This window comes from Streptomyces sp. NPDC001204 (assembly GCF_053598035.1).
Genome location: NZ_JBSFJL010000045.1, coordinates 16,713 through 29,469, shown reverse-complemented (window position 1 = coordinate 29,469; position 12,757 = coordinate 16,713). Strand labels below are relative to the sequence as shown.

At 69.1% G+C, this 12,757-nt stretch carries 11 protein-coding genes and 1 riboswitch; of the genes, 6 read left to right on the top strand and 5 right to left on the bottom strand.

Features of this window, described 5'->3' with window-relative positions; genetic code table 11:
* The first annotated feature begins 225 nt into the window (after nt 1-225).
* The 6 genes from ACWC91_RS37820 (at nt 226) to ACWC91_RS37795 (ending at nt 8,294) form a co-directional block, all read left to right on the top strand.
* Nucleotides 226-777 (top strand): EF-hand domain-containing protein, encoded by a 552-nt coding sequence (locus ACWC91_RS37820; protein WP_225078831.1) that lies wholly within the window; start codon nt 226-228, stop codon nt 775-777.
* Nucleotides 778-1,043: 266 nt separating this feature from the next.
* Nucleotides 1,044-1,808: a Fe-S cluster assembly ATPase SufC gene (sufC, locus tag ACWC91_RS37815; protein ID WP_225078830.1), complete on the top strand. Its 765-nt coding sequence runs from the start codon at nt 1,044-1,046 to the stop codon at nt 1,806-1,808.
* Between the two features lie 480 nt (nt 1,809-2,288).
* Nucleotides 2,289-5,210, top strand: coding sequence for an excinuclease ABC subunit UvrA (gene uvrA, locus ACWC91_RS37810; protein WP_450641263.1), 2,922 nt, complete (start codon nt 2,289-2,291; stop codon nt 5,208-5,210).
* An 18-nt stretch (nt 5,211-5,228) separates the two neighbouring features.
* Nucleotides 5,229-5,292: riboswitch (Fluoride riboswitch) on the top strand.
* 32 nt (nt 5,293-5,324) lie between these two features.
* Nucleotides 5,325-6,998: an energy-dependent translational throttle protein EttA gene (ettA, locus tag ACWC91_RS37805; protein WP_450641278.1), complete on the top strand. Its 1,674-nt coding sequence runs from the start codon at nt 5,325-5,327 to the stop codon at nt 6,996-6,998.
* Between the two features lie 26 nt (nt 6,999-7,024).
* Nucleotides 7,025-7,423, top strand: coding sequence for a hypothetical protein (locus tag ACWC91_RS37800; protein WP_450641265.1), 399 nt, complete (start codon nt 7,025-7,027; stop codon nt 7,421-7,423).
* A 367-nt stretch (nt 7,424-7,790) separates the two neighbouring features.
* Nucleotides 7,791-8,294, top strand: a complete 504-nt coding sequence (locus ACWC91_RS37795; protein ID WP_450641267.1) for a hypothetical protein — start codon at nt 7,791-7,793, stop codon at nt 8,292-8,294.
* Between the two features lie 54 nt (nt 8,295-8,348).
* Here the strand turns inward: ACWC91_RS37795 and ACWC91_RS37790 are convergent, their stop codons facing one another.
* The 5 genes from ACWC91_RS37790 to ACWC91_RS37770 all read right to left on the bottom strand — a co-directional run bounded on the left by ACWC91_RS37790 (nt 8,349) and on the right by ACWC91_RS37770 (nt 12,531).
* A complete protein-coding gene (locus tag ACWC91_RS37790) occupies nt 8,349-9,107 on the bottom strand; it encodes a sugar phosphate isomerase/epimerase family protein (RefSeq protein WP_281154358.1) in 759 nt (252 codons plus the stop codon).
* Between the two features lie 313 nt (nt 9,108-9,420).
* The gene (locus ACWC91_RS37785) at nt 9,421-9,927 is read right to left on the bottom strand and encodes an NUDIX hydrolase (protein ID WP_225078827.1); all 507 of its coding nucleotides are present in this window, start codon (nt 9,925-9,927) and stop codon (nt 9,421-9,423) included.
* Nucleotides 9,928-10,182: 255 nt separating this feature from the next.
* A complete protein-coding gene (locus ACWC91_RS37780; RefSeq protein WP_225078826.1) occupies nt 10,183-11,208 on the bottom strand; it encodes a metallophosphoesterase family protein in 1,026 nt (341 codons plus the stop codon).
* Between the two features lie 195 nt (nt 11,209-11,403).
* The gene (locus ACWC91_RS37775; protein ID WP_281154356.1) at nt 11,404-11,592 is read right to left on the bottom strand and encodes a hypothetical protein; all 189 of its coding nucleotides are present in this window, start codon (nt 11,590-11,592) and stop codon (nt 11,404-11,406) included.
* Nucleotides 11,593-11,634: 42 nt separating this feature from the next.
* Nucleotides 11,635-12,531, bottom strand: a complete 897-nt coding sequence (locus tag ACWC91_RS37770; RefSeq protein ID WP_225078824.1) for a methylenetetrahydrofolate reductase — start codon at nt 12,529-12,531, stop codon at nt 11,635-11,637.
* Nucleotides 12,532-12,757: the final 226 nt, after the last annotated feature.

Below are 12,757 nucleotides of genomic sequence, written 5' to 3'. Positions count from 1 at the left end.
CGCCGGGAACCAGCGCTGCCAGAACTCGCTGGAGCAGGTCCAGGCCCGCGACGGGGAACCGGCCGGCGGGCTCCGAGAAGCCCGGTACGACCTCGTCGGCGCCCTGACCAGCATCCGGGGTGATCACCAAATCGGGTGGTGACCTGCGTGGTTCCGCGTTCCTTCAGGAGACCCTGCCTCATGCTGAGGAGGCCGCGAGACAAGATCACGGAAAGGGTTCGGCCCATGACCACGACGGTGCAGGACATCATCACCACCAAGCTGGAGCGTCAATTCGACAGCATCGACGCCAACCACGACGGCTACCTCGACTGGTCGGACTACCAGAAGCTCGCGGACCGCTACATCCAGGCCTACCGGCTCGACAAGAACGACCGCCGGGCCAGGGCACTCCAGATCTTCTGCCAGATCTACTGGCTGGAGCTGCTGCGTCACGCGGGTGTGGAGGGGGACCGGCTCACGAAGGACCAGTTCGTCACGGCCAACCGTCTCGCGGTCATCGACACCAGCCGCCTCAACGTGACCGAGGGCGGCGGCCATGCGATCTTCGACGTCATCGACGTCGACGGCGACAACGAGATCAGCAAGGACGAGTTCGCCCGCTTCCTGAGGGACGTGTGGAAGAGCGACGCGCCCGACGCGATGGACAGCTTCATCAAGCTGGACGTCGACGGGGACGGTGCGATCTCGCGCTACGAATTCATCCGCGCGGTGCGTGAGCACTTCCTCTCGAACGACCCGGACGCACCCGGCAGCATGTTCTTCGGGCACGTCTGACCCGTCCGGCTTCCGGGCGATCAATCACCGCCCCGGAGCCTCCCACGGCCGCCCCTGGAGTCCGGTCCCGGCGGGCGGCCGTCGCCATGCGCACATCCTCCCGTTGAGTCGTCGTAGGCACGCACCTCCGCGGGCATCACCTGCGTGTGGCACGCGGCCGCCCTCGCTGTAGCCGGACAGCCGCGGCTGCGTCACGGTGGATGAGCGGGCTGCGCGCCGCCCATGCCGTTCCAGGTTGTGAACAAGGTGAGGCAGGTGAGGTGCCCATGGCCACCCTCGACATCCGCGACCTGCACTGTTCGGTCCACACCGACGCCGGGCCTCGCGAGATCCTGCATGGCGTCGACCTGGCCGTACGGCAGGGCGAGACCCACGCCATCATGGGCCCCAACGGCTCCGGCAAGACCACCCTCGCCTACGCGCTCGCCGGGCACCCGAAATATCTGGTCACCTCCGGCAGCGTCACCCTGGACGGCGAGGACGTCCTCGCGATGAAGGTCGACGAGCGGGCGCGGGCCGGGATCTTCCTCGCGATGCAGTACCCCGTCGAGGTCCCCGGCGTATCCATGTCCAACTTCCTGCGCTCCGCCGCCACCGCCGTCCGCGGCGAGGCCCCCAGGCTGCGCACCTGGCTCAAGGAGGTGCGCGAGGCGATGGAACGCCTCCAGATCGATCCCGCCTTCGCCGAGCGCAACGTCAACGAGGGCTTCTCCGGTGGGGAGAAGAAGCGCCACGAGATCCTCCAGCTCGAACTGCTCAAGCCGAAGATCGCGATTTTGGACGAGACCGACTCCGGTCTGGACGTCGACGCGCTGCGCGTCGTCGCCGAGGGCGTCAACCGCGTCCGCGTCACGGGACAGGTCGCCACCCTGCTGATCACGCACTACACGCGCATCCTGCGCTACGTCCGCCCCGACCACGTCCACGTCTTCGCCGACGGTCGCATCGCCGACTCCGGAGGTCCCGAACTCGCCGACCGGCTGGAGGACGAGGGCTACGAGGCATACGTGAAGGGCACGGCGCGAGGCTGAACGACCCATCCAGCCGTGTGACCGCGGCGGTGGCCCCGGAAGGGGGCAACCCCGGCGACCCAGCACACGGCATCGGCGGTCCCGGCGGTGGGCCGTGCCGGCCCTCTACTGGAAGTCCGCGAAGACCGCTCGTACGGTGAACAGGAGACGGACGGTGGAGGGGCCCACCGCCAACCGCGGCTCACGTCGCCGCCGACGGTCCCTGCCGACAGGCAGGGAGACGTGGAATGAACGCACCCGCCACCCGTAGCGGGGACGCTTCGCCGCCCGCCGCGCCGCGGACGGAGCCGTCGTCGTGATCAACGGCCCGCGCATCGTCTGTAGCTCCGGCCTCCCCCGGCCAACCGCCAGGGGCGCCCCGGTCGCCCTGCTCGGGCCTCTGGCCGGCAGACGCCGCACCGACGTGCGCGAGGTCCACGCCGTGCGCGGCGTCTCCTCGGTCACCCACAGGGGCGAGGCGATCGGCACAAGGAGGCGGAAATGCCCGACCGGCTGGTGGTCCACGGGGCGCGGGAGCACAACCTGCGCGACATCGACCTCGACCTGCCCCGCGACAGCCTGATCGTCTTCACCGGCCTGTCCGGCTCCGGCAAGTCCAGCCTGGCCTTCGACACGATCTTCGCGGAGGGGCAGCGGCGCTACGTCGAGTCCCTGTCCGCGTACGCGCGCCAGTTCCTCGGCCAACTCGACCGGCCGGACGTGGACTTCATCGAAGGCCTGTCCCCGGCGGTGTCGATCGACCAGAAGACCACCACCCGCAACCCGCGCTCCACGGTAGGTACGATCACCGAGGTGTACGACCACCTGCGGTTGTTGTACGCCCGTGCGGGCGTCCCGCACTGCCCCGCCTGCGGCGCGCGTGTCGACCGGCGGACCCCGCAGCAGATCGTCGACCAGGTCCTCGCCCTGCCCGTCGGCACCCGCTTCCAGGTCCTCGCCCCTTTGGTGCGCGGCCGCAAGGGCGAGTACAACGAACTGTTCGGCAACCTGCGCGGCCAGGGCTTCTCGCGGGTGCGGGTCAACGGCGTGGTGCACCGGCTCACCGAGACGCCGGCCCTGGCGAAGCAGCGCCGGCACCGCATCGAGTGCGTGGTCGACCGGCTGGCCGTCAAGCCGGGCGTCGCACGCCGCCTCACCGATTCGGTGGCAACCGGCCTGCGGCTGGCCGAGGGGCAGGTGATCGTCGAGTTCCTCGACGAGCCGGAGGGGTCGGCGGTCCGGGAACGGATCTTCAGCGAGTACCTGGCCTGTCCCAACGGTCATCCGCTGACGGTGACGGAGCTGGAGCCGCGGACGTTCTCGTTCAACTCGCCCTACGGGGCCTGCCCGCGCTGCACCGGACTGGGCGTACGCACCGAGGTCGACCAGGACCTGGTGGTGCCGGACGACACGCTGTCCCTGGCCGACGGGGCGATCGCGCCGTGGGCGGGCCGGCAGACCGAATACTTCCGACGGCTGGTGGAGTCCGTGGCCCTCGCCTGCGACCTGCCGCTGGACACGCCATGGCGAAGGCTGTCGGCCGGGCAGCGCGCGGTGGTGCTGTACGGCACGGACGAGCCGGTCCACATCAGCTACCACAACCGCTTCGGCCGGGAGCGCAGCTACTGGATGCGGTACGAAGGTGTGATCCCGTTCCTGGAACGCCGCGTCGCCGAGGCCGACTCGGACTCGGAGTACGGCCGCCAGCGGTACGAGGGCTACCTGCGGGAGGCCCCCTGTCCCGCCTGCCAGGGCACCCGGCTCAAGCCGGAGATCCTCGCGGTCACCCTCGAACACCGCGAGCTGGGCGAGCGGTCCATCGCCCAGGTGGCGGCCCTGTCCGTACGGGACTGCGCGGACTTCCTGGCCGGACTCGTGCTGGACCGCCGCCGGCGCCTGATCGTCGGCCGGGTCCTGAAGGAGCTTCAGGCGCGATTGGGCTTCCTGCTCTCCGTCGGCCTGGACTACCTGGCGCTGGACCGGGCCGCGGCCACCCTGTCGGGCGGGGAGGCGCAGCGCACCCGGCTGGCCACACAGATCGGCTCCGGCCTGACCGGGATGCTGTACGTGCTGGACGAGCCGACCATCGGGCTCCACGCACGCGACCACCAGCGCCTGCTGGACACCCTCCTGAGACTGCGCGACCTGGACAACACGTTGATCGTCGTCGAGCACGACGAGGACACGATCCGGGCCGCCGACTGGATCGTCGACCTCGGCCCCGGTGCCGGCGAGCACGGAGGCCGCGTCGTCCACAGTGGCCCGCTCCCCCAACTCCTGGCGGACGAACGGTCGCTGACCGGGGCCTACCTGTCCGGGCACAGGCAGATCCGCGTTCCCCCGGTACGCCGTCCGGCCTCGCCCGACCGGCAGCTGACGGTGGTCGGCGCCCGGGAGCACAACCTGTGCGGCATCGACGTGTCCTTCCCGCTCGGCTGCCTGATCGCGGTCACCGGCGTGTCCGGCTCCGGCAAGTCCACGCTCGTGAACGACATCCTGCACCCGGCCCTCGCCCGTCACCTGCACGGCGGCCGCACCGTACCGGGACATCACCGCAGGCTGCTCGGCGCCGATCTGGTCGACGCCGTCGTCCACGTCGACCAGTCACCGATCGGCCGTACCCCGCGCTCCAACCCGGCCACCTACACCGGGGTGTGGGACCCCATCCGCAAGCTGTTCGCCGCCACAGCCGAGGCGAAGGTCCGCGGCTGGCAGGCCGGACGGTTCTCCTTCAACGTCAAGGGCGGCCGCTGCGAGGCGTGCGCGGGTGAGGGCACCCTCCGCATCGAGATGAACTTCCTGCCCGACGTCTACGTCCCCTGCGAGGTCTGTCACGGCACCCGCTACAACCGTGAAACCCTCGAAGTGCGCTACAAGGGCAGGAACGTCGCCGAGGTGCTGGACATGCCGATCGAGCAGGCGGCCGAGTTCTTCCACCCCAGTACGTCGATCCACCGGCACCTGCGCACCCTGGTCGACGTGGGCCTCGGCTACGTACGCCTCGGCCAGCCCGCTCCGACCCTGTCGGGCGGCGAGGCCCAACGCGTCAAGCTCGCCGCCGAACTGCACAAGCGGTTCACCGGCCACACGCTGTACATCCTCGACGAACCCACCACCGGCCTGCATGTCCACGACATCGCCAAGCTCCTCGATGTGCTCGGCCACCTGGTCGACAAGGGCAACACGGCGGTCGTCATCGAACACAACCTGGACGTGATCAAGACCGCGGACTGGGTCATCGACCTCGGCCCCGAAGGGGGCATGGCCGGCGGGCGGGTCGTCACCGAGGGCACCCCCGAACACGTGGTCACCGTGGAGCACAGCCACACCGGCCGCGCGCTGCGCCACGTGCTTCCGCCTCGGCAGCCTGCACGGCGGCAGACGGGCAGGACGCGATCGGCCACGGCAGGCGTCTGGCAGTAGGCAGTGCTCCGGCGCACCATGGACATGGGCGATGAGGCTCGCCCTCGACCGCACGTCCCGTGCTGATGGCCTCTGGGAACACCAGCCGCCGTCCGGCGGCCCGGCTACGGAGGCATCGGGATGTACGTGTACACGATGCGCAAGGCCCGCATGGCCCATGGTGACAAGGTCATTCTCGACGACGTCACCCTCGCCTTCCTCCCCGGCGCCAAGATCGGCGTGGTCGGGCCGAACGGCATGGGCAAGTCCACCGTTCTGCGGATCATGGCCGGACTCGAGCGGCCGACCAACGGTGACGCGTTCCCAGCGCCCGGGATCAGCGTCGGCATCCTGGAGCAGGAGCCACGGCTCGACGACACCACCACCGTCCAGGGCAATGTCGATCAGGGCGTGGCGGAGATCCGCGGCATGCTGCGTCGCTACGAGGAGGTGACCGGCCGCCTCGGCGAGACCGAGGGCGACGAGATGCAGCGGCTTCTGGACGAACTCGGCAGCCTTCAGGAAGCCCTGGACCACGCCGGTGCCTGGGACCTCGACTCCCGCCTGGAACAGGCCATGGACGCCCTGCGCTGCCCTCCGCCCGACATCCCCGTGCGCGAGCTCTCCGGCGGTGAGCGGCGCCGCGTCGCGCTGTGCCGGCTGCTGCTGTCCCAGCCCGACCTGCTCCTGCTGGACGAGCCCACCAACCACCTGGACGCCGAATCCGTGGCCTGGCTGGAACAGCACCTTGCGGACTACCCGGGCACGGTCGTCGCCGTCACCCACGACCGCTACTTCCTGGACAACGTCGCCCAGTGGATCCTGGAGATCGACCGCGGCCACGCCTACCCCTACGAAGGCAACTACTCCACCTATCTCCAGGCCAAGGCGGCCCGCCTGCGGGTCGAGGGCCGCAAGGACGCCAAACGCCAGAAGCGGCTGGCCGAGGAGCTGGCGTGGATACGCTCCGGCACCAAGGGGCGGCAGGCCAGGTCCAAGGCACGCGTGCAGCGTTACGAGGAACTGGCGAACGAGGCTGCCAGGACGCGCAAGCTGGACTTCGAGGAGATCCAGATCCCGCCCGGTCCGCGCCTGGGCAGCCTGGTCCTGGAGGCCGACCACGTCGCCAAGGGCTACGGCGACCGGCTGCTGATGGAGGACCTGTCGTTCTCGCTGCCGCGCGGCGGCCTGGTCGGGGTGCTCGGCCCCAACGGCGTCGGCAAGACGACCCTTTTCCGGATGATCGTCGGCGAGGAGCGGCCCGACGCAGGCGCACTGCGGATCGGCGACACGGTGAAGATCTCCTACGTCGACCAGAACCGCGCTGGGCTGGACCCCGGCAAGGCGGTGTGGGAAGCGGTCTCGGGCGGACTGGACCACATCCACGTCGGCAGCATCGACATGCCCTCACGCGCATACGTCGCCGCCTTCGGCTTCAAGGGCGCCGACCAGCAAAAACCGGTGGGCGTGATGTCCGGCGGCGAACGCAACCGGCTCAACCTCGCGCTCACCCTCAAGCAGGGCGGGAACCTGCTGCTGCTGGACGAGCCGACCAACGACCTCGATGTGGAGACGCTGGCGTCACTGGAGAACGCACTGCTCGACTTCCCGGGCTGCGCGGTCATCACCGCGCACGACCGCTGGTTCCTCGACCGCATCGCCACCCATGTCCTCGCCTGGGAGGGCGGTGCCAACTGGTTCTGGTTCGAGGGCAACTTCGCCGACTACGAGGCCAACAAGCTCGAGCGGCTGGGTCCGGAGGCGGCCCGCCCGCACCGGGTCACCCACCGCCGCCTGGTCCGCGGCTGACGACCGCGATCGACTGGAGCCCCGCCATGACAGAACTCGATCGCGAGGCGGTCGCTGCGGTCCGCATGGCCCGGATCACCGTCATCAACGCGAAATGGCACATCTGCGAGGAGCAGGCCGTGGAACGGTTGGCGCGGGTGGACGGCCTGGCCTGCACCCCGTTGTTCCCCGGACACCCGGTCATCCAGGTCGTCGCCTGCGACGGACGGCTCCTCGGCCGGGCCCGACGGCACCACGACGGCCATACCGCCCGCTGGGTCGCCGTCCCGGTGGGCAGCGCCCGCGAGACCGGCGCCTACCGCACCCTGCACGGAGCCGCCCGCGCGCTGGCCCGCCACCACGGCATACGCCGCCACCGGGTCACCGACTGCCGCGCCTTCGTCGGCAGTGCCACGGCCACTGTGCCCTCGCCCTGGTTCACCTGACGAGGGCGGGGCGCGACTCCCCGCATGCCGGCGCCCTGTGCGGCAACGGATTCCGTCGCGCCCCGGGCGAGCCCTAGGCGATGTGCAGCAGAAGGCCGATCCAGGTCACGGCGACGCCACCCGTTCCCATCGTAGTGCCGCTCGGGCAGGGGCAGGTTCTCCGGCATCCCGGCGACCCGGGCAAGGTGGCCCGCCAACTGCCTGCGCCCCGCCCACCCGTGCGCGTCCAGCAGCCAGACGTCCAGGAGGCCGCTGGACAGCTCGGCTCGTGCCGGTGCCGCCAGGGGACGGGGAGAGCGGTAGACGCCCTTGCCGACGAACAGCAGGCACAGCTTGCGCTTCCGGCCGTCCACGACTCGCCCACGACTTGGAGACGTTCCACGACAGCGTGGCCGACCTGCTCGGCGTCAGCCTCACCCTGCCGCAGGACGGCGGCAGGCTCACACTGAACCCCCGGTTCCGCTGCCACTTCTCCGAGGACGTCGGGCAGACCGAACTCCTCGCCGGATGGATCCGCCGCAACCTGCCGGGTACCGCCGGCCGGGAACGCGCCCGCGCTCACCTGACGGGCGAGGCTGCCTCCCTCGTCCCCATGCAGGTCGGCCGCGTCCGGGCCGACCTGCAGGAACGGCTCACGGAGAGCACTCGCCACATGATCCGCGCCATCGCCGCCCGGTATGAGGCAGTCGCCCGCCGTCTCAGCTCGGCACTGGAACAGTCACAGCAGCAGGAGACGGTGACCGATCAGACCGTCGTGCTCGCCGAGCGCGAGCGGATCCTGCGGCAGATCCTCGTCGAACTGGCCGCCGAGGGCGCGACGGAGAGCCGTACGCGGGACGTCAGTTCCGAGAGTTCCGGAAAGGGCCCGTGAGCGGACATGCGGCCGGCCCCGAAGCCACTCACGGCTTCCTCCGCGAAGCCTTTGTCAGGACGCCTGAGCGACTCCGCCGGGGCCGTGGCCGTTGCCCGGAGGGCCTACGCGGATCGTGCGGAAGTAGTCGTAGGACACGTGGGCGGTGCGGACCGGGTCGGGCTGCTGGTCCCTCTCGATGATGTAGTGGTGATGGGGCAGTTGCCGCAGGTTGGCGAAGATGCCCGCGAAGTCGATCTCACCCTCTCCCAGGTCGGTCTCGATGCTGTTCCATGGTGCGCCGTCCTTGACGTGCAGCATCGGGAACCGCTTCTCGTACGACCTGAGGTAGGGGGCCGGGTCCGCGCCTGCCCGAAGGATCCAGTAGAGGTCCATCTCGAACCAGACCAGATCCGGGTCGGTCTCCTCCAGCCATACGTCGAAGAGAGTCTGACCGGTCTGCGGATCCGTGTGGAACTCGTTGTCGTGCAGGTGGGCGTACCAGCGCAGTCCCCGGGCCCGGGCGGCCTCGCCCCACTCGTTCATCTCCCGCGCCATCGCTCGGTAGCCCTGGGCGGTCTGCGCGCCGTCCATGTAGGAGACGCCGACGTACTCCTGTCCGAGCGCCACGGCGTTGTCGAAGGTCTGCTGCGCGCGGGCGCCCCGGAAGTCGCCGGGGTTGTGGTGACTGCCGATCACTCGCAGCCCGTTCGCATCGGCGATCCTCCGGAACTGCTCGGCAGTGCGGCCGCCGTAGGTGTAGGCGGGCTCGATCTCGGCGTAGCCCGCGTCGGCGATCATCTCGAGTGTGCCCTCGGGATCGACGGCGAGCATGTCGCGCACCGTGTAGAGCTGGAGACCGATACGGCCTGCCGGAACTCGTCTGCCCGCTCCGGGAGACGGAGCCGCCTGCGCCGACCAGGCCTGCGATCCGACGGCCAGAACGGCGGCGGAGACCGCTGCTCCACGGAGGAATTGACGGCGACCGTGTGACTTTCCTTGAGCGGAGTTCATCTTTGTCCCTCTCTCAGCGAAAGTTGAGAGGATGCTAGGGACCCATCAACCGCTTACACAAGGTCTTTGACATCGCTCGCCCATAGGTCGCCCGTGGGCTCACTGCGTACGCCGGCGCGGCCGGGTGCGCAGCTCACATCGCTTCCTGCCCCGGCAGCAGGACGCGATACCGCTCGAACGCCTCGCGGGCATCTGGAACGAACGCCTCATGACGGACCAGATCTGCCAGTTCAGGCTCGGTCAGCCAGTCATGCCAAGCCACCTCCGCAGGGTCGGGCTGGACGGGTTCAGTGACGACCACCTCATGCAGACCGAGCCAATACGGGCTGATCGCACCGTCGCACAAGAACTTGAACGCGAAACGTGGACGCGCATGAACACCGAGCTCCTCCGCCAACTCCCGTGCAGCGGCGTCCTCATACGACTCAGCCACATCCACGGCTCCTCCGAGCATCCAGTTGAGCCGTCCCGGGAAACGAGCGACATCGTCCGGACGGCGATGGACAAGGATCCGTCCCTGACTGTCGCGGCACACGACCGTGGCTATGCGATGCAGCCACCGGCGGCGGATCGCCTCCCCCCTGTCCACAACGGCCAGCACCGCGTCGCGCTCGTCAACCCTCTCAACAAGTTCACTCACGAGGCACACGATGACAGACCGGACCTGGCCATGCGTACCGGTCCCGGTGTCGTCCCCCGCAGCACAACACGTGAAGCGGACCGGTGATGGTCCCAGCTGACCGTCACTGACACCCAGTTGCTCAGGACCTGACGGTCAGCGGGCCGTCGGCCCAGCGTGAGAAGTCACTCCGCCTCGCTTTGGTCATCGGTGAGCACCTGCGAACCGCGGCCGGGCAACGTCGCCGGGCCCTGGCGGCGTTGCCCGGTCCGGGGGTCAGATCCGTGTGGCAAGCGGGACGGTGATCTGCTTCATCCAGCTGCCGGTCGCGAAGTCACGTGCCTTGATGACGACGCGGTCGCGGTACACGTCCACCTGGAGTCCCTGGTTGAAGTGACCGGGGACCGTGACCTCGCCACCCTGGCCGTTGTCGGCGAAACCGGTCTGCACCGCACCGGTGTTGATCACCGAGAAGCCGTCGAGGTTGGCGGTGCCCGGCACCACCCGGCGCACGTACCAGTCGGACAGGGTCAGGTCCCAGTGGGTGTGGCCGCTGAAGAGGAACACATCGCGGTAACGCCCGAGGAGACCGAGGAGGCGGTCGGGCTGGAGGTAGTCGCTCGTGTAGATCTTGCTGCGGGTACCGGAGACGGTGTTGGGCAGCGGGTGGTGGGTGATCACCATGACCGGCTTGCGGCGCCGCGACCAGTACTGCAGGCGGTCCTCGAGCCACTGGAACTGCGCCTCGCTGATCCACACCTCGTCCCACAGGGAGTTGTCGTGGTACTTCATGTAGCGCTCGGTGCCGATGGTCAGGACCGGGATGCCGCCGAACGTCGTCTCGGCATGGATCGTGGACCGTTTGGCGAAGTTGTAGAAGCTGCGGAAGAGGGATTCCTCGGTGGTGCCGTTGGGCCAGGTGCTCTGGGCGAGGGTGTCCGGGTCGGCCCACTTGGGGACGTAGAACTCGTGGTTGCCGATGGCCCAGGCGACCTCACGCGGCTTCGGGCCCTGGTCCAGGATCTTCTGCACCTCGGCGTATTCGAAGTCGTAGCCGCGCGGGGTGATGTCCCCGGCGACGGCCATGCCCGAGGAGTGCGGGTTGGTGGACTTGATGTCCTTGAGCGCTTCGGCGAAGTCGCCGAGGTCGCCCTGAATGTCGCTGATGACGTTGAACGTGGTGACAAGCCCGCCACCGCCACCGTTACCGCCGGCGGCCGGCGCGGCCTCGGCAGGCACCTGGGCGAGACCTCCGAGCACCAGGGCTCCTGCGGTCGCGCCCAGCAGGGATCTGCGTTCCACGGTCTTTCCTTTCGGCTGTCGCGCGGGACACGGGACACCAGCCCCGCGCGATGGACTAGACCCGTTATCAATACGCGATCAAGCGGGCAGGCAGGTGAACGTCCCTCGACATTTCGACCCTAGCCGCGAGTAACGCGGATCGGGTCGACACCGCGCCTGCCCCGGGGTCACCACGACGTCGACCGCCGCTCTCTGTCAGGTTTTCTGCCGCATTCGGTTGCCGAGCAGGGCCAGTCCGGCCGCCGTGCTGGAAGCGGGCATGTCCGCGATCCGGCCGAGGAGCTGCCAGGTCATGTCGGATTCGTGGGCGACAAGCCCGATCCTCTGCCGCAGGGCGTCCGCGTCGAGGACCGTGCCGTCGGCGTGGGCGGACTCGACCCGCATGAGGGCCCTGTGCGCCGAATCCGGTGGGATGTGCGACACGAGTCAGGACAGACGGGCCAGCCAGTCCTGCCGCCAGGCCTCGGTGCTGTCGAGGTCGTTGAACGTGAACACGTGGAAGCCCTGAAGGCGGTTGCCGGACATGCCGAAGGCGGGCGTCAGCCGCTCGATCAGCTTGTTCGGGCTGTAGCCCCCGGGCAGGAAGAAGCGCCAGAGCATGTTCTGCTGCTTCTTCAGGAAGCGGGCCGACTGGCCCAGGCCGAGCCCGGCCGAGACTCGGATCAGCTTCTGGCGGCTGATCGCGCCGGGAATGCCGACCCGGACGGGCAGCTCGACCCCGGATGCCTGCGCCGTGCGTGCCCAACGGATCGTGGTGTCGGCATCGAAGCACAACTGGGTGATGACATGGCTCGCGTAAGGCGCCTTGGCCTGGAGCGCCTTCTCGATCAGCTCGTCGCTGATGATGCCGTGCCCCTCGGGGTAGCCGCCGATCCCGATGGACGCGAAAGTGTGCCCCACGGACTGAAGGCCCTCAAGCAGACTCAGTGCGTCCGGGAAGGCGCCGGCCGGTTCGGGGGCGTCGCCGGCGATGACGAAGAGCCGATCGACACCGGAGCCCCGCAGTCGCGACACGATGTCGGTGAGGTGTGCCTCGTCACGCACCAGGCGCGCCGCTATGTGCGGGGCGGCGCTGTAGCCGTGCTCGCCGAGCCGAACGGCCAGCTCGATCGTGGGACCCAGGCCCTTGGCCTCGGTCGTCGTCACCGTGAGTGCCACGTCCTTCGGGACATGGGCCAGTACCTTCTCCTCCACGCCTTTGAACGGCAGGATCTCGTACGAGGCGTTGCGCAGCGCGTCCGCCAACGCCGCTTTCGCCGGGCGGGCGAAGAAGCTGCCGGCGGTTCGGGAGGCTGGGTCCTGCATGGTTCTCGCGGGCGTCATCACATGCTCCGTTGGTTGGTGCGGCGAAGTGGACATGAGGGGGCTGCGCGACCCTGCCTTCTTCGCGTGTGCGTGCGGCGCATTGCGCGCAGGCCTGGCTCAGGACCTGCTGCAACGCCAGAAGTCCACACCTCATCGCGGTTCACGCGGATGACCTCATCCGCCCTTGGCGAGCGTCGCGACCGGACCGGGACATGTGACGTAGACGAAAGCAACATAGAGGCAA